The sequence below is a fragment of the Streptomyces sp. NPDC054887 genome, assembly GCF_053610585.1.
Genome location: NZ_JBSGYQ010000105.1, coordinates 1 through 15,921, shown reverse-complemented (window position 1 = coordinate 15,921; position 15,921 = coordinate 1). Strand labels below are relative to the sequence as shown.

Here is a 15,921-nt window from a genome sequence, read left to right as displayed (position 1 = left end):
CGCCGCCAACACGGGGGAATGAACAACATCAACTGACGCAGTGGGGGTCACTTTTCACCCGTCGGATGCGGCTCACAATTCAAGCGTCGCCGACAATCGGTCATCCTGGCTCCACGGCTCGGTTCCTACAGCTGTTCCGTAGGCGATGTAGACGCTGACCAGGCCGCCCCGTCCTGTCCCGGCCACGATGAACCCTATGGACCGTCTGCTGCACCTCGACCGCACGCTCGATGAGCTGGACTCGCCTCGCTGGGCGCCGCCTGGCTCTGACGCAACCCCTCTGGTGCGCAAGGTGCATGAGCTACGGCAGGTTCCGCTGGGCAAACTTGAGCCGGCGGATCTACGCACCCTCATCTCCCAACAAGTAGCACTGTCCTACGTGCTTCCCCTCACAGTGCGCGTGCTGCTCGATGAGCCGATGCTTGACGCCTACTTCTACGAGGGCGACCTGTTGCTTGCCGCCGTGAACCTTCCGGCTTCGGCCTGGGCCCTGTTTCCGGACCTCGCGACACAGCTGCGCACCGTGATCACGACCCTTCCGAAGGCAGCGGTGGCCAGCCTGCCCCGCGGCGCCACCGAGGAACTCGTCCGCTTCGTCGCCCGGACTGAAACGCTGCTGTGACCGGATGAGGGAGCCGAACGAGAGATTCGGCGGCCGTCGGCCGCGACTTTGTCGAGGATCTCGTCGGCGGTCTTCGTCCAGACGAATGGCCTGATTTGGCGGGAACCGCCGGGCCTCGGGTCACACAAGCCGGGTGACAGATCACCGGGCAGCGGCGGGGAGCAGCATGGGTGTCGGTGCGGGCGGCCATCACCTGTGTGGGCACGGCGAGGTGACGGCCGGCGCCACACCGGCCGAGCCCTGACCGTGCGATAGAGGGCCGCCTGCGTCTCGTCTCACGGAGACGCCCCTCCTTCGCGGTTCCCGGGTCAGAGGTAGGGCGCGAGCACCGCCCATCCGCCGAGCCAGAGGACCCCTAGAGACAGGGCCCCGCCGAAGGCGTGCTTCAGGATGATCATGAAGGGCGGCTCCCTGGCTTTGTGGTGCGAGGGCATGTGCGGGTCGTAGACGACGTGGATGTTCTCCGTGACCCGGTTGGGGGCGTCCTGGGTGAACTCGTTGCCGCTGGTGTCGGTGAACGTGTAGTGCCGGGCCTTCTTCCCGTTCGGGTAGTACGCCCGCTTCGCCAGGACGGTGATGCCTCGCCGGGCGAGGACCACGCGGTCGACGGCGTTCCCCAGGACGGTGAGAGTGCACAGCAGGCCGATGAGCGTTCCGAGCGCCCCAACGAAGGCAAAAAAGCCCATGGTGCCGCCGTGGGTGGCCCCGGTCCACCAGACGTAGCCGGCGTAGGCCGCCAGGACGGCCGCACCGCCCGTCCACACCTGCCACGTTTTGAGAACGTGCCCGCCGTCCTCGGTGGTGATCAGCGTGCTGTCGGCGGGGTCCCTTTCCTCGGGCAGGGCGTTGTTCAACGCGGTGAGGAACGCGGCGGTGGCGTACGCGTTGCCGCCCTCGATCCGGTGGACGGCCCCGTCGGTGAGCACGACCTCCAAGGCCTTGTCACCACGCGGGCGGACCTCCCGTACTGCAGCGAGAGGGATGTGCGTGATCTGCCGATCCCGTCTGACGGTCAAACAGCCGGAGTCGAGAATCGCGTCGACGTCCCCGTGCACGAGGACTTGTGAACTGAGCATATCTGTACTGACCCGCAACCAGCGCGGTTCGTTGTACGGGAGCGGCCCCGGAACAGAACCGGTCCGCTACGCCCGCCGGCCTCACCTGCGGTGCCCATCGCCGCCTCGCCGTCATTCACCGGGTCAGGTTCGCGGATTTCGAACAGCTCGGTGAGGTCGTCGACGGCCAGGCCGGCTTCCTCATCCAACGAGCACGGCTCCGGGCAGCTGATCACCTCAACCGCCTGAAGCAGTGGCGAGGGATCGCCACACGCTACGACATGACCGCCGAGTTCTATCAAGCAGCCGTCGCCCTCGCATTGCTCCTGATGTGGGCGTGACTTCTGCCCAACTCCTAGCGCAATACTTTCAGCACAGTCAGGGAGAGCCTCTTTGCTGTGGGGCGGGGGGCCGCCCCCGGCAGCAGTAGGTGGCTGATCGTCATGCGTACGGCAATGTCCGCCGCTGCGTCGATGATCTCCTTGTCCTGCCCCGGAAAGCGTTCGGTGAGCCAGGCGCGCAGCAGGCTCTGAGCCGCGTCGAAGATCGGGTCAGCGCGGGCGGTGAGGTAGGGCAACAGACTGTCGGAGCCCTGCCTGGCAGCCATGACGACTGCCCGGATGAGCGGGTTGTGGTGGGCTTCGGTGAGAACGAAGTACATGGCCGTCTCCAGAGAAGCTCCGGTGTCCGGGAGCCCGGGGTACAGGGCCTCGGCCACGCCGGCCAAGAACTCACGTGTCTCCCTGATCACCAGAGCACGCCCGAGGCCCGCCCGGTTGCCGAACTCCTTGTACACCGAAGGGCGGGAGACTTCGGCCGCCGCGGCGACGGCCGACAGGCTCACTTGGTCCCAGCCCGACGTGCACGTCAGGTCGCGTGCGGCGTCCAGTACGCGCTGTCGCATGTACTTCCGCCACGCGACTCGAGGCGGATCGGGTATCGCTGTGTCAGCGTCGATAGGGCCTGTCCTGTTTCGTGAGTGCCGCCCTGCCGTCAGTCTGGCAGGACCGCCTGAGCCGCAGTCACACCGGTGCGCGTGACTGCGGCCCGCTGGTGCGGGAAGGACCGCTCACCGCCCGGGCAAGGGCTGGGCTGATGCCCCTGGGGCGCGGATCAAGCTGGCCGGTGCCGCCAGGAGCGTCTGCGGCGGAGCAGGAAGATGATCCCTCCACCGAGCGCCAGCGCCGTGGCAGCCAACCCGAGCGGTATCGCCACCCCGGCTCCCGTCTCGGCCAGCGGATCGCTGTCCCCGTCGGCTCCGACATCGTTTGCCGTGCCGGCGTTCGTCTCGCGCGAAGGGCTCGGGTCCCGCACGGAGGCGGGTTCGGTGGCCTCGGCCTCGGTTCCCAGCTTCTGGGCGGAGCCGTCGTCCGGGTTCGCCGCCGTGGAACCGGAGCCGCTCGCCGCGGTGGAATCGGCGCCGGGCGCCGCACCGCTCGTGGTGAAGGCGAAGGCACCACGGTCGGGTGCGTCCACGGCCCGCCGGGCGCCGGTGATGTCCGTGGTGACCTCGCCCAGCGGCTTGGCCGATCCGATGGCGGGAGAGCCTGCGCGCAGCGCGAAGACGGCTCCGGCGGCGCTTCCGGGCTTGACGAACTTGGGGTCGGCAATGATGTCGTGGGCCCCCTTCACCTCGGGGGCCTTCCCGCCGTAGTAGACGTTGTAGTCGTAGGTCACGTCGACATTGCGGGACGTGGAGTTCGTCGCCTGACCGGGACGGCCGTAGGACACGTTGTTCAGAAGCCTGACGTCCTTGCTGTCGTGGGCGTAGATGTTGGCGTAGCTGTCCATGCGGGTGCTGCGGCCGTTCTGGTACGCCGTGTTGTGCAGGATGTCGACGTGCTGGCTCTTGTACGCGTGGATGCCTGAACCGCCGTTGTTGTACGAGACGTTGTTGGCGACCAGCACCCTTCCCCGGTAGTCGGGACCGGTCGCTCCGGCCTTCGCCTTGTCCTTGAGGGTGTCGATGATGATGCCGTTACCGTCCGAGTAACAGTTGCACTTCTCCCATTTCACTTTGCTCTCGTTGTCGTACACGGTGTTGTTCGTAATGCGGATCTTGTACTTTCTGCCGTCTGCCGTGTCGACGTCGCGCGCGGCCAGAATGGATATGCCGCTGGTGGCGAATACGGAGTACCACGAGTTGGAGTAGACGTGGTTGCGGTCGATGGTCACGTGGTCGGCGTCGCCTGCGCCGATGCCCAGGCCGGGGCAGTGGTGGACCGTGTTGCCGACGATCGTGATGTGGTGCGGTGTGGCGCCCGACCGCTTGTTCTTTTCGGCCCACAGGCAGTTGGTGTTGTACGTGCCCCTTTTGGTGCTGGCTCCACGCTCAGCCTCGGACAGAGAGATGCCGGCGTTGTTGCCCTTGATCTCCAGTCCGCGGACGACGATGTGAGCGGCACCGTTGATGCGGATGCCGTTCCACGCCGTGACGGGAGCGATGACGGGGCGGTGTCCCGGGTGCGCCTGGAAGGTGATGGGGGCTCCGGCCCGGCCGGAGCGGGATATCACCACGACGTCCGATCCGTTGGCCCTTTCCTTGTAGGTGCCGTTCATGATGGAGACGGTGTCCCCGGGCGCGGTGCTGTCAGCTGCCTTCTGCAGTGTGCGCAGCGGCTTGGCCGGGGAAGTCCCCGCATTGCCGTCGGAACCGTTGGGGCTGACGTAAAAGGTCCGGGAAGCGGCCTGAGCCGTCGGGGAACCGGCGAGCCCGAGGGGCATCGCCGATCCAATGAGTACTGCTGACACTGCGTATACGCCGGTGCGTTTCATTGCTGCCTTTTCTCCGGGGACGCTCGCCTGGAGTCACCGCCCCGCCGCTCTGGTGGGGGCGCCGTTCGTTCCACGTAAGACCTCACGAGCGATCAAGCACAGGGAACACCGCTTCATGCTCCCGCCGGGCCGGAGGGCCGTGCCGGGCAGGTCTTTCACCCGCCACCGGCACGACGGTCGCCTTCATGTGCGCCCCACGCGCACTGCAATGCGCGTGGGGCGCAGCACCTGACGATCTCCGGAGCCCGGCATGGAAGCAGATCGCGGATCGCGCAGTGTCGGCAGCCTGAGGGGTCTACGGCTGCCGACACATGGCGTCGCCCTTCAAGTTCGTTTCGTGGGGGGTCAGTTGCGTGAGTGACGGTGGCAGACTCCAGTTGCGGACGCAAGACCGGACAAGTTGTAAACGTTCTGACCGACCATCAACTCACGATGACCACTCCAAGGCCCGCGTCGCCGTGCACCACGGCCATGCCCGGCGACCACAGCCGCCCCGCACACGATCATCGGTAGCACGCCGTCGCCGGCTGAACGCGGGCCGTGGCCAACCAGAACACGCCGGAGAGGTCTCTTCCCGAGTCACTCCAGCGCGACGACCCGTGAACGGTCCCCATCGAATGGACCGTGGCTCCTGACCTGCTCCTGAGCACCTGACGACCTCGCAGCCGACACGTCCCGCCAGGGCGGCCGGCCCGCCGATGTGCCGGCCCCGCCGGGCCAGAAGCCGACCCGTACGCCAGAGGATGCCGCCGACGTGCGGCGCCGCCCCCGTGGTGCTGGAATGGAAGACGGAGCGGTGTGGCCGACGGCCTGTGGGCGTTGCCCGCCGCAGGCGAGGGCTGGAGCCCAACGAGGAGTGCACATGAGCGTCGACGAAACTGCCGAGTTGGGCCCCATCGACTATCTGATCCTGGAGTTTCCCGGCAATCGGATGACCGGCGAGAGCCTGCCGCTCCTGCTCAATCTTGTCGACCGGCGCATCATCCGCATCCTTGACCTGTCCTTCATCCGCAAAGACACGGACGGGTCGGTCAGCGCGCTGGAGATCGCCGACATCGACGGCGACGGCAAACTCGACCTCGCCGTGTTCGACGGAGCCTCCTCCGGCCTGCTCGACGAGGACGACCTCCAGGAGGCCGCTTCGGTCCTCGAACCCGGCAACTCCGCCGGCGTTCTGGTCTACGAGAACGTATGGGCAGCGCCGCTGGCGGCAGCGCTGCGCCGCAGCGGGGCCCGGATGGTGGCCAACGGAAGAATCCCGGTCCAGGACCTGCTGGCTACCCTCGAGGCCGCCGAGGGCCGGTCCTCCTCCTAGCGGCCCACGGCCGTTCTGACGACAAGGAAGCTGTCATGCCAGGTCTACTGCGCGGGGTCGCCCGCACCGCGATCGTCTCCGGGACCGCCACCGCCGTCTCCAACCGGGTCTCGCGCCGCCAGGCCGGCCGATGGGCGCAACAGGACTACGGGCAGGCACCCGAGACGCAACCCCAACAGAGTTACAACGAAGCTGAACCAGCAGCAGCGCCGTCGATGGACACGAAGATCGCCCAGCTCAAGGAGCTGGGGCAGCTCAAGGAGCAAGGGGTACTCACCGAGGCCGAGTTCGAGGCCCAAAAGAGCCGCGTCCTCGCACTTTGACAGGCATGGTACGGCCGTGCGGTGCACGGCCCGTAGCGGCTCACCCCCCGTACACCGCGCGGGAACGACGGAGCCCCTCGTACTTGCCCCCGGTCACCGGCGGCGGCGTCCGTACCCGGATCGGCAGGTCCGGGCGGCGCGCGGTGGTGGCGGTATCGGCGAAGCAATGAGCGAGGACACGTTCTGTCAGGCGGGCGTCGGCTTGCTCGGTGGCTCACCGCCATATACGGGGTCAGACGAGGAGGGCTGCCGCCGACCACGAGAACCCCGCCCAGGAGCACCCACCGCCAGGCGTGGACCGCGACCCTAAGTACGCGGAGGCTCTTGTCACCACTCTCTTCCCCCCGGCGTGCGCGCCCAGGAGGCTGGTCACGCAGGGTGACCCCCCGCGGGGCCACACACCGCCTCCAGCGCGCGGATGCAGTTGCCGAGCCATCCAGCGGCTGCGGCCCCAGCTCGCACTCGAGCCGGCTACTCGCCCCACGGACTCGGTGGGCCACTGTGGATCGTCGACGGCACGCTGACTCCGGTAGGTGACCGACAGGCACGCAGGTGCTTCCCACCTCGCCGCCGGCTCGGAGCCTCACACAGACCGGGATGCCGTCACCAGGCAGCGGACAGGTGGTCGCACTCCGGGTGACGGCCGGTCAACCGGTGCGACGCTCGAATGCTCGGAGCATGAACGAGCGGCAAGCCAGCGGCCCGCCGTCGGACGGCCGGAGGCGTGGACAGCCACGACAGGATCTCAGGGCTGAACCGGTGTGCCCGAGGTACAGCCGGTCTACCCACAACCGGGCGCAACGGGAAGATCCCCGCTGATCGCTCCTCAGCGGCCACACTGAAGGCATGAGCAAGCACGGCTTCAACGTTGACCCATCCCCCACCGGCTGCCCCCGGAGGCATACCCGCACGTTCCCGTACCGCCACAACCTTCGCTACGAGAACCCAGCCGGTGGTGCCTGGACAAGTCCCCAGGGGCACACACTGCGCTCTCCGGGCGGCCTCACCGTCGTGACGTGTACCTGCGGCCTCGCCACCAAGGCACTGCCCAGTAACGATGCGCGGCTCGTTTACGAGGAACACCGCAACTCGATTCGCGACGAGATGACATGAGCAATGGCCCCGACACCAGGGGGTCACACACTCGCAAGCGGTGTCCTGCGCGGTGAGGCGGACCAGTCGTTCTGACGGCTCGACGCCCGTGCGGGCGATGCGAACGCCGCTACTCGGCTGCGCCCCTTCGGATCGGCCGTCCCTCGGTGCTCGCAGGCGCCTCCTCCCCCGCAGCGAACACCGGGCGGCCCGTGAGGGCTTCGCCGCGTGGGCAGCACGCAGCGGCACGGCCGACCCATCGGCCGACCAACCCGGAAGAGCCGTCCGGCAGAAGATCCGCACCCCAGCACGGACCTGTTCCGGCTCCGGCTCGGTCTGTGACGTACGTCTCGGAAACTCTGCCCCATGGATCGACAGCTGACTGACGTGACAACAACCATGCGCGCGCGCATTCGAGCGGGAGATCCGCAGGCCTTCGCGGAACTTTTCGACCAGTACGCGAGAACCGTCTACAACCACGCCTACCGGCTGACCGCCGACTGGTCGGCCGCCGAGGACATCGTCTCGGCGACTTTCATGGAGGCCTGGCGCGGCCGCCTGCGCGTCGAGGCCGAAGGCGGGAACCTGGTCAGTGGTCGGGGCCGGTGTGGTCGCGGAGGGTGACGCCGGGGCGGGTGTTGAGGGACCACATGTGCGTGCATCGCGGGCACTGGAGGTGGACCACGGGTCCTTTGCTGGAAATCAGATAACGCCAGTGCTCACGGCAGTTGCGCCGCTCGGCGCAGGGTGCGCAGTGCCGGGCGTCGTCGCAGACCGGGCAGGGCAACCAGGCACGGCGGGCGATGTCCGCCTGGGGGTCAATGGGAAGCCGCACGGCCCGGCGCCTCTCCCGGCAGCACGCCGGCGGACACCAGCATGTCGTAGGTGCGCCGCTGCTCGGCGTCCAGGCCGGAGTAGAGGAGTGCCTGCGCCTGCTGCTCACCCTCGAGGACAGCCCCGGGGTCCCAGTCGGGCCCGAGCGCGGCCACGACTTCCGCCCGACGGCGGGCTTCTTCGACGGTCAGGTCGATCGCGAAGGGTATGAGGTGACTGTTTGTGTCCGGCGTCATGGCCATACTTCCGTTGCACTGGCGGAGCTTCACATCTGTACCAGTCGCAACGGTGACGGAGAAAGGGCGCCCGGGCCGCGGTCCCCGCCGAGACGTCCCTCTACTCACCGGCCCGCGGGCTCGGGCGGGCGCTCGGCGCGGGCAGTTGAGGCGCCAGTCCGCCGATCTGCGGACCAGAGCGACGCGCAGGGTGTGACGCACTTCATGGCTACGGGCGCTCCGCTCACTCCGGTTCTGGCGAATCGCGGGCTCATGGGCCGCAGCACGTCACCACCCTCGAACGGCTTGGGCCGCGGACCTGACCCTGGCGGCCGGCGCCGCCCCTCCCACGACCGTGCGTACGTCTCCCTCTGAGGGAAGGGCGGAGACGCGGCAGGCCGATCCTGGCGTCGCACGTTCCTGCCACTGAGACACCTGGCACCGGAGGTGCGTGGGCCGGTCGGCCGAATCCCGGTCCTCCCGAGCCACACACCGGCGCTGCAGGCGCTTTACCCGCGGTTCGCGCCCGCCGAGAGGGCCGCCTCGTGCTTCTGCGGCCGTCCGGGCGGACGCATGCAGCCCCTGCGCACGCCACCGGACGGCTCACGACGTACCGCGCCACAACGACTGGGGCGGCCTCGGATCAGCACTCGCCGCGCCCGTATGCCCGCGTACAGCCCCTCGGCAATGTGCTCATTTCGTCATGAAGTGGAAGGATTCGGGTAGCCAGGAGGTTCGCAGTCGAGCGCGCCTTCCGCACGCATCCAGAGGCAGGTCGGCTCATGCCCAAGAATCCGCAGCCATCCGAGCCCTCGCACGGCGAGGGGCCGAGCCGTCACCAGGGGTCCGAGCAGCACGGCTGGGCCCCCGACGTGGACGACACCCGTCAGCAGGACAATCCGAGCGCCCGCCGCTCCTTCCATCCCGATGAGCACGCCCCGGACAAGGGGGCGGGCCGCAAGCCCTCCCGGGAGGAGAAGAAGCCCGTTCCGGGCGACATGGTGGAGAGCGACAGCACGCGCGGCGAGGAGTACGGCGACCAGTCCGAGGAGGGCATGCGGGACACCGGCCGCAAGGGCCGCTCGCAGCGCCCGAGCGGCACCAGGGACGCCTCGGCGTTCACCGGTGTGGACCCCCAGGACCCGCCCTCCAAGCGCCGGCCGGGCTAGTCACCGGATACCGGTCGGCGGACAGCCCGGTGGGCGGCCGCGTCCGGCCGGTCGGCGGACAGCCCGGTTCGCGACCGCGTACGCCCGGGTCGGCGACGCATCCCCGAGGGGCCGGGAGGTGCGTCGGCGGCCGGTGCGGACCTCAGCAGATGCGTGGCAACTGTTCCCCGATCGGCAGGTCCACCACGCGGGTGCCGCCCAGCCCCGTACGGGCCACGACCATGCCGGGATGCGCGTCCACCGCCTCACCGATCACCCGGGAGTCCGCGCCCAGCGGATGCGCCCGCATGGCGTCCAGGACCGCGTCGGCATGCTCGCGCGGTACGAACGCCACGAGCTTGCCCTCGTTGGCGACGTACAGGGGGTCGAGCCCCAGGATGGCGCAGGCGTTGGCGACGGCCGGCGGGACGGGAACGTTCCGCTCCTGGACGACCACACCGACGCCCGCAGCCGCCGCGATCTCGTTCAGCGCGGCGGCCAGCCCGCCGCGGGTGGGGTCGCGCAGTACGTGCAGGTCGGGGGTGACGGCGAGCATCGCGTCGACGAGGCCGCCGAGCGCAGCGCAGTCGCTCTCGATCTCGACGCCAAACTCCAGGCCCTCGCGTACGCTCATGATCGCCACGCCGTGCACGCCGATGGCGCCGCTGACGATCACGACGTCGCCGGGGACCACCCGCTGGGGGCGCAGGTCCACGCCCGGCGGGATGAGCCCGATGCCCGCCGTGTTGATGAAGATCCCGTCGCCGTGCCCGGCCTCCACCACCTTCGTGTCGCCCGTCGCCACTTCGACCCCGGCCTCGCGCGCCGCCGCGCCCAGCGCCTCGGCGACCCGGGCCACCACGGACAGCTCGACGCCTTCCTCCAGGATGAATCCGCAGGAGAGGTACGCGGCGCGCGCGCCTCTCATGGCGAGGTCGTTGACGGTGCCGTTGACGGCTAGGTCGCCGATGTTGCCGCCGGGGAAGAACAGGGGCCGCACCACGTAGGAGTCGGTGGAGAAGGCAAGGCGGACGCCGCCCAGCGAGAGCGCCGCGGCGTCGCCCATCTGTGCCAGTACCTCTCCCCCGTAGGCGGGGGCGAAGATGTGCTGGACGAGTTCGGCCGAGAGCGCACCACCCCCGCCGTGGCCCATCACCACGCGGCTCTGGTCACGGAGCGGGGCCGGGCAGGTCCAGGCTGTCAGGTCCGGTACCGGCGCGTTGAGCTCGGTGGTGGTGTCAGACAACGGGGCTCGCCTCCCGAGGCGCGGTCGTGGCGGTGGCGCCGGTCGCGGCCAGTACAGATGTCGCGGCGGCCGTGGCGGTCTCGGAGGACTTGGCCGCCGGAAGGTCGAGACGCCGGTAGAGGTAGTACGCGGCGCAGGCGCCCTCGCTGGAGACCATGGTGGCTCCGAGCGGCGTACGAGGGGTGCAGACGGTGCCGAACGCCTCGCACTCGTGCGGCTTCAGCAGCCCCTGCAGCACTTCCCCGCTCCGGCACTCGGCCGGCTCGCGTGTCTGGATGCCGCTGACCAAGAAGCGGTGTTCGGCGTCGTACTCCCGGTAGCGCGACGACAGCCGCCAGCCGCTCGCCGGGATGACCCCGATGCCGCGCCAGGCGCGGTCGGTCACGTCGAACACGTCCGCCAGCATGGCCCGCGCGGCCGGGTTGCCCTCCGGGCGGACGGCGCGTGCGTACGCGTTGTCGACGGTGTGCTCGCCGCGCTCCAGTTGCAGTACGGTCCGGCGTACGCCTTCGAGGATGTCCAGCGGCTCGAAGCCGGTCACCACGATGGGGACACGGAAGCGTTCGGCCAGTTCAGGGTACTCCCCAGTGCCCATCACGCTGCAGACGTGCCCGGCCGCGAGGAACGCCTGCACCCGGCAGTTCGGCGACCGCATGATCGCCTCGATCGCCGGGGGCACCAGCACATGGGACACGAGGAGACTGAAGTTCCGGATGCCCAGCTTGCGGGCCTGATACACCGTCATTGCATTGGGCGGCGCGGTGGTCTCGAAACCGATGCCGAAGAACACCACTTCGCGGTCCGGGTTCTGCTGGGCGACCTTGAGCGCGTCCAGCGGTGAGTAGACCACACGGACGTCACCGCCCTCGCTGCGGACCTGGAACAAGTCGCGGCCCGTACCGGGCACGCGCAGCATGTCCCCGAAGGAGCAGAAGATCACCCCGGGGCGGGAGGCGATCTCCAGCGCCTTGTCGATGACCTCCAGTGGGGTGACGCAGACCGGGCAGCCCGGCCCGTGGATGAGCTCGACCTGGTCCGGGAGGAGCTGGTCGATGCCGTGCCGGATGATGGTGTGCGTCTGGCCTCCGCAGACCTCCATCAGCGCCCACGGCCGGGTCACGGCCGCGTGGATGTCGTCGAGCAGGCGACGCGCCAGGTCGGGGTCCTGGAACTCGTCGATGTACTTCACTTCTGTGCCTCCACAGGTGTGCCGTCGCCAGTGGGCAACGGGGATCCGCCGGCCTCCGCGGCCAGTTCCCAGGGGTCGCCGAACTCCTCCTGGAGCATCCCGAGGGTGGCGAACAGCTCAAGCGTCTGCTTCGCCGACTCCTCGTCCAGGCGCTGCAGGGCGAATCCGACGTGGACGATGGCGTACTCGCCGACCTGGAGGTCGGGCAGGTACTCCAGGCACACCTCCTTGACCACGCCGCCGAAGTCGACGGTGGCCATCCGTGTGCCGTCACGCTCCTCGATGTCCAGCACTCTGCCGGGTACCGCCAGGCACATGACCTTCTCCTCGCTGTGGGTGGTGGTTGTCGGGCGCCGCCGGGGCGCTCGCGTCACCCGGTGGTTCCGGGCCTGGCCGCGGCGCGGGCGGCCACCAGGAGCTGGCCGAGTGCCAGCCCTCCGTCGTTCGGGGGCACCTGGTGGGGGCGCAGGACCGTGAAGCTGTCCTCGCGTAGGGACCGGGCGCAGGCCGAGGAGAGCAGGGCGTTGGCGAAGACGCCGCCGGTCAGGACGACGGTGTCCAGGCCGTGCCGCTTCCGCGCCACGACGCAGACGCGGTGTACGAGGACGGCGATCGCCCGGTGGAAGCGGGCGGCGACGAGGGCGGGCGCCGCTCCGGCCCGTACGTCGGCGACGGCCGCTGCCAGGACGGGCCCGGGGTCGGCGCGCACCGTGACTTCCCCGTCCTGGTCGGCGGGCCGCAGGGCAAAGGCGTAACCAGCGCCGTCCGGATCCGGATCGGACAGTGCGGCGGCCTCCAGTTCGATGGCGGCCTGGGCTTCGTATCCGGCGCGGTGGCAGATGCCCGCGAGCGAGGAGACTGCGTCGAAGAGCCGGCCCATGCTGGAGGTGTCGACGCAGTTCAGGCGGCGCTCCAACTGCCGATCCAGGACGCGTAGCTCGTCGGCGGGGCAGGCGGCCACGCAGGGAAGGTCGTCCGACCACTCGATGCCGGCCGCCCGCAGGTGTGCGAGGGCCATGCGGTACGGGCGGTGCACCGCGGCGTCGCCGCCGGGCAGCGGTACGTACGCGAGGTGGCCGAACCGGTCGGCGGTGTCGTAGTCGGCGAGCAGGAACTCGCCGCCCCACACGGCCCCGTCGTCTCCGTAGCCGGTGCCGTCGAACGCTACGCCGATCACCGGACGGCTGCCGTCGAGGCCGTGCTCGGCCATGGCACCAGCGACGTGGGCGTGATGGTGTTGTACGCGGACGAGGGGGCGGCCGGCCGCGTGCCGGGCCGCCCACTGACCGGACCGGTAACCGGGATGGCGGTCCGCGGCCAGGAGCCGCGGTCTCACCCCGGTGATCGACTCCAGCTGCTGCTCGGCCCGCTCGAACGCCTGTTGTGTGGCGAGGTCGTCCATGTCTCCGATGTGGGCGGAAAGCCACGCAGAGCGGCCCTCGGCCAGGCAGAGGGTGTTCTTCAGGTCGCCCCCGACGGCGAGGGCGGGAGGTACGGGGAGCGGAAGCGGTACGGGCAGGGGGGCGTAGCCGCGGGCGCGGCGCACGGTCAGTAGTTCTCCGTCGCAGACGCGTACCACCGAGTCGTCGCATGGGACGTGGATACGCCGGTCGTGCGTGAGCCAGGCGTCGGCGAGGTGAGCCAGCCGGTCCAGTGCCTCGTCGTCGTCCGTTACGATCGGCTCCCCCGCCACGTTTCCGCTGGTCATGACGAGCAGACGGGGACCGCCGGACGCGCTGTCGCCCGGCAGGCCGAACAGCAGGTGGTGCACCGGGGTGTACGGCAGCATCACCCCCAGGTCGGGGCTGCCCGGAGCGACCGCGTCCGCGAGACGCGGAGCGGCGGCGTCCCGTGCGTCGGAGTCCTGGCGTCGGCGCAGCAGCACGATGGGTCTGGTGCCGCCCGTCAGAAGGAGGCGCTCCTCGGGGCCCATCCGTACGAGGTGCTCGACGTCCGCGGGGGTCCCCGCCATCACGGCGAACGGCTTGTCGCCGCGGGCCTTGCGGCGCCGCAACAGGGCCACGGCGGTGGGGTCGGTCGCGTCGCAGGCGAGGTGGTAGCCGCCGAGGCCCTTCACTGCCAGGACCGCTCCCCCGGCCAGGAGTGCGCGTGCCTCGGCGACCGGGTCCTTCCCCTCCACGGGCCCCGGCCGCGCGCCGTGGCCCGGCCGGGGTACGAGCAGGCGCAGGCGGGGGCCGCAGCTGGGGCAGGCGACGGGCTGAGCGTGGAAGCGCCGGTCGGCCGGGTCGGCGTACTCGCGGGCGCAGTCGGGGCACATCAGGAAGTCGGCCATGGCCGTCTTGGCCCGGTCGTACGGCAGTCCGGTGACGATCGTGAAGCGCGGTCCGCAGTGCGTGCAGTTGATGAAGGGGTGGCGGTGACGCCGGTCGGCCGGGTCGGCGAGTTCGGCGAGGCAGTCGGCGCAGGTGGCCGTGTCGGGCGGGATCAGGGTGCGGGCCGGGCCGTCCTTACGGGAGGCGATGATGGCGAATCCGGCGCCGCCTGTTGCCGGTACCTCGTGGTGGTTGACGGATTCGACCCGGGCCAGGGGCGGGGCCTGGGTGGAGATCCGGGCGCAGAACCGGGCCACGGCCGACGGGGGGCCCTGGACTTCCGCGACGACGCCCTCGGGGGTGTTGGTCACATGTCCGGTCAGTCGGAGTTCCGTGGCGAGGGCGTACAGGAACGGCCTGAATCCGACGCCCTGTACGACGCCGCGTACGGTCACCCGGCGGCGCTCGACCGTGCCGTCGACGACGGCGGGCTCGGGCGGGGAGACGCTCACGAGCGGGTGGGCGTCATGGCGCCGAGGTCGGCGTGGTGGTTCGGGAGGTCGTTGTGACGGTGGTCCGGGTGGGCGTGGTGGTCCCCAGCGGCATGCGTCCGAGTGGGGGTGTGCTCCTGCGTGACCTCGCCCTGGCATCGGGCCATGACGGGGGTGTGGACCGGTGCGCCGTCCGCGGCGGCGAGCGCCCGGTCGAGCAGTGCTCCGGCCCCCTGCCCCCTGCGGGCTGACGTTAGGAGCACCTCTACTCCAGGGTTGACCTGTGCGACGTTCGCGCGGAAGGCCGCCTCGTCGAACTCGACGGCGTCCGCGATATCGGTCTTGGTCACCACCACCAAGTGGGCGAGCCCGAAGGCTGTCGGGTACTTGAGCGGCTTGTCCTCGCCCTCGGTCACAGAGGCCAGAACGACTCTCACTGACTCGCCGAGGTCGTAGGAGGCGGGGCAGACGAGGTTGCCCACGTTCTCCACAAACAGCAGCCGGGTGTCGTCGGGCAGCCACCCCTCCAGGTGCCGGCGGAGCATCGCGGCCTCTAGGTGGCACAGCCCGTCGGTGAGGACCTGCTTGACCGGGACGCCGGACCGCGCGAGGCGTACGGCATCGTTCTCGGTGGCGAGGTCCGCGGTGAGCGCGGCGACCGGGATGGCCCTCTCGCGTGCCAGCAGCAGTTCGCGCTCCAGCAGGGCGGTCTTCCCGCTGCCCGGGCTCGACAGCAGGTTGACGACCGTGGTGCCGCGGGCGGCGAGTCCGGCGCGCAGGGTCTGCGCGGTCGCGTCATTCTTGGCGAGTACGGCTTGGTGCAGATCGACGGCACGGCACATGGTTCAGCGCTCCTCGAGGATCGGTTCGCGGGTGTGTTCGTGCGGCGGGCCGTCCTCCCAGTGCACGCTGACGATCTGCAGTTCGCGGCCCGAGACGAGTGCGTCGGTCGCCGTGCCGCACACCGGGCAGCACAGCTGCGGCGGCATGCCGACGGCCCATTCGTCCGCGCAGGGGGCGCAGCGGGCGCGGCCCGGCACCGCTTCGGTAATCAGTTCCGCGCCTTCCAGCAGCGTTCCGGCGCATGCGAGTTCGAAGCAGAAGGAGAGCGCGTCGGGGACCACGCCGGCTAGTTCGCCGACCTGCAGCTGCAGCGACCGCACGGCGGTCACGCCGCCGGCGCGTTCGGCCGCCTCTTCCACCTGGCCGACGACGGCCAGTGCGATGGACATCTCGTGCATCGGACTCCGTCCTGGCGATGGCCGGTCTCCGTCGGCCGCCCCCGGCGGGGGGGGCCCCGCCGCCCCGGGGGGGCGGGGGGAGCGGGGGGGGGGGGGCCCGCC

16 protein-coding genes and 1 pseudogene are annotated in these 15,921 nt (G+C 70.0%); 6 read left to right on the top strand and 11 right to left on the bottom strand.

Annotated elements, in window-relative coordinates:
- Positions 1-196: 196 nt before the first annotated feature.
- Positions 197-622 (top strand): contact-dependent growth inhibition system immunity protein, encoded by a 426-nt coding sequence (locus ACWGH0_RS33240; protein WP_453407998.1) that lies wholly within the window; start codon positions 197-199, stop codon positions 620-622.
- Between the two features lie 308 nt (positions 623-930).
- Here ACWGH0_RS33240 and ACWGH0_RS33235 read toward each other — a convergent pair whose 3' ends face one another.
- The 3 genes from ACWGH0_RS33235 to ACWGH0_RS33225 all read right to left on the bottom strand — a co-directional run bounded on the left by ACWGH0_RS33235 (position 931) and on the right by ACWGH0_RS33225 (position 4,401).
- Complete coding sequence (locus ACWGH0_RS33235) at positions 931-1,698, bottom strand: hypothetical protein (protein ID WP_453407997.1); 768 nt, start codon at positions 1,696-1,698, stop codon at positions 931-933.
- 334 nt (positions 1,699-2,032) lie between these two features.
- Positions 2,033-2,581 (bottom strand): TetR family transcriptional regulator, encoded by a 549-nt coding sequence (locus ACWGH0_RS33230; RefSeq protein ID WP_453407996.1) that lies wholly within the window; start codon positions 2,579-2,581, stop codon positions 2,033-2,035.
- 209 nt (positions 2,582-2,790) lie between these two features.
- Positions 2,791-4,401, bottom strand: a complete 1,611-nt coding sequence (locus ACWGH0_RS33225) for a right-handed parallel beta-helix repeat-containing protein (RefSeq protein WP_453407995.1) — start codon at positions 4,399-4,401, stop codon at positions 2,791-2,793.
- A gap of 913 nt (positions 4,402-5,314) precedes the next feature.
- On the opposite strand from ACWGH0_RS33225, the gene ACWGH0_RS33220 reads away from it, so the two are divergent.
- The 4 genes and pseudogenes from ACWGH0_RS33220 to ACWGH0_RS33205 all read left to right on the top strand — a co-directional run.
- A complete protein-coding gene (locus tag ACWGH0_RS33220; RefSeq protein ID WP_453407994.1) occupies positions 5,315-5,767 on the top strand; it encodes a DUF6325 family protein in 453 nt (150 codons plus the stop codon).
- A gap of 35 nt (positions 5,768-5,802) precedes the next feature.
- Complete coding sequence (locus ACWGH0_RS33215) at positions 5,803-6,090, top strand: SHOCT domain-containing protein (RefSeq protein ID WP_453407993.1); 288 nt, start codon at positions 5,803-5,805, stop codon at positions 6,088-6,090.
- Positions 6,091-6,936: 846 nt separating this feature from the next.
- A complete protein-coding gene (locus ACWGH0_RS33210) occupies positions 6,937-7,203 on the top strand; it encodes a hypothetical protein (protein ID WP_453407992.1) in 267 nt (88 codons plus the stop codon).
- Between the two features lie 378 nt (positions 7,204-7,581).
- Positions 7,582-7,770 (top strand): annotated as a pseudogene (locus tag ACWGH0_RS33205) (RNA polymerase sigma factor); the annotation flags it as partial.
- A 1-nt stretch (position 7,771) separates the two neighbouring features.
- On the opposite strand, the gene ACWGH0_RS33200 reads toward ACWGH0_RS33205, so the two are convergent.
- Positions 7,772-8,017, bottom strand: a complete 246-nt coding sequence (locus ACWGH0_RS33200) for a hypothetical protein (protein WP_453407991.1) — start codon at positions 8,015-8,017, stop codon at positions 7,772-7,774.
- Complete coding sequence (locus ACWGH0_RS33195; protein WP_453407990.1) at positions 8,001-8,252, bottom strand: DUF6400 family protein; 252 nt, start codon at positions 8,250-8,252, stop codon at positions 8,001-8,003. The genes ACWGH0_RS33200 and ACWGH0_RS33195 overlap by 17 nt, the downstream gene beginning before the upstream one ends.
- A gap of 761 nt (positions 8,253-9,013) precedes the next feature.
- Between ACWGH0_RS33195 and ACWGH0_RS33190 the strand changes: the two genes are divergently transcribed.
- Positions 9,014-9,400: a hypothetical protein gene (locus ACWGH0_RS33190; RefSeq protein ID WP_453407989.1), complete on the top strand. Its 387-nt coding sequence runs from the start codon at positions 9,014-9,016 to the stop codon at positions 9,398-9,400.
- Positions 9,401-9,542: 142 nt separating this feature from the next.
- Here ACWGH0_RS33190 and hypE read toward each other — a convergent pair whose 3' ends face one another.
- From hypE to ACWGH0_RS33160, 6 genes are read right to left on the bottom strand one after another with little or no spacing between them, the layout of a single operon-like run.
- Positions 9,543-10,625, bottom strand: coding sequence for a hydrogenase expression/formation protein HypE (hypE, locus tag ACWGH0_RS33185; RefSeq protein WP_453407988.1), 1,083 nt, complete (start codon positions 10,623-10,625; stop codon positions 9,543-9,545).
- Positions 10,618-11,814, bottom strand: a complete 1,197-nt coding sequence (gene hypD, locus ACWGH0_RS33180) for a hydrogenase formation protein HypD (protein ID WP_453407987.1) — start codon at positions 11,812-11,814, stop codon at positions 10,618-10,620. The genes hypE and hypD overlap by 8 nt, the downstream gene beginning before the upstream one ends.
- Positions 11,811-12,131 carry a HypC/HybG/HupF family hydrogenase formation chaperone gene (locus ACWGH0_RS33175; RefSeq protein WP_453407986.1) on the bottom strand — a complete coding sequence of 107 codons (321 nt, stop codon included), beginning with the start codon at positions 12,129-12,131 and terminating at the stop codon, positions 11,811-11,813. Before ACWGH0_RS33175 ends, hypD begins: the two co-directional genes overlap by 4 nt.
- Before the next feature lie 53 nt (positions 12,132-12,184).
- Entirely contained in the window at positions 12,185-14,599 is a 2,415-nt protein-coding gene (hypF, locus tag ACWGH0_RS33170) for a carbamoyltransferase HypF (RefSeq protein ID WP_453407985.1), read from the bottom strand.
- Positions 14,596-15,420, bottom strand: coding sequence for a hydrogenase nickel incorporation protein HypB (gene hypB / locus ACWGH0_RS33165; RefSeq protein WP_453407984.1), 825 nt, complete (start codon positions 15,418-15,420; stop codon positions 14,596-14,598). Before hypB ends, hypF begins: the two co-directional genes overlap by 4 nt.
- A 3-nt stretch (positions 15,421-15,423) precedes the next feature.
- Positions 15,424-15,819, bottom strand: coding sequence for a hydrogenase maturation nickel metallochaperone HypA/HybF (locus tag ACWGH0_RS33160; protein ID WP_453407983.1), 396 nt, complete (start codon positions 15,817-15,819; stop codon positions 15,424-15,426).
- Positions 15,820-15,921: the final 102 nt, after the last annotated feature.

Bases quoted from the DNA above. Each gene is read 5' to 3' on its own strand.
- ACWGH0_RS33240 (WP_453407998.1), top strand. From the start codon at position 197: ATGGACCGTCTGCTGCACCTCGACCGCACGCTCGATGAGCTGGACTCG.
- ACWGH0_RS33235 (WP_453407997.1), bottom strand. From the start codon at position 1,698: ATGCTCAGTTCACAAGTCCTCGTGCACGGGGACGTCGACGCGATTCTC.
- ACWGH0_RS33230 (WP_453407996.1), bottom strand. From the start codon at position 2,581: ATGCGACAGCGCGTACTGGACGCCGCACGCGACCTGACGTGCACGTCG.
- ACWGH0_RS33225 (WP_453407995.1), bottom strand. From the start codon at position 4,401: ATGCCCCTCGGGCTCGCCGGTTCCCCGACGGCTCAGGCCGCTTCCCGG.
- ACWGH0_RS33220 (WP_453407994.1), top strand. From the start codon at position 5,315: ATGAGCGTCGACGAAACTGCCGAGTTGGGCCCCATCGACTATCTGATC.
- ACWGH0_RS33215 (WP_453407993.1), top strand. From the start codon at position 5,803: ATGCCAGGTCTACTGCGCGGGGTCGCCCGCACCGCGATCGTCTCCGGG.
- ACWGH0_RS33210 (WP_453407992.1), top strand. From the start codon at position 6,937: ATGAGCAAGCACGGCTTCAACGTTGACCCATCCCCCACCGGCTGCCCC.
- ACWGH0_RS33195 (WP_453407990.1), bottom strand. From the start codon at position 8,252: ATGACGCCGGACACAAACAGTCACCTCATACCCTTCGCGATCGACCTG.
- ACWGH0_RS33190 (WP_453407989.1), top strand. From the start codon at position 9,014: ATGCCCAAGAATCCGCAGCCATCCGAGCCCTCGCACGGCGAGGGGCCG.
- ACWGH0_RS33175 (WP_453407986.1), bottom strand. From the start codon at position 12,131: ATGTGCCTGGCGGTACCCGGCAGAGTGCTGGACATCGAGGAGCGTGAC.
- hypB (WP_453407984.1), bottom strand. From the start codon at position 15,420: ATGTGCCGTGCCGTCGATCTGCACCAAGCCGTACTCGCCAAGAATGAC.
- ACWGH0_RS33160 (WP_453407983.1), bottom strand. From the start codon at position 15,819: ATGCACGAGATGTCCATCGCACTGGCCGTCGTCGGCCAGGTGGAAGAG.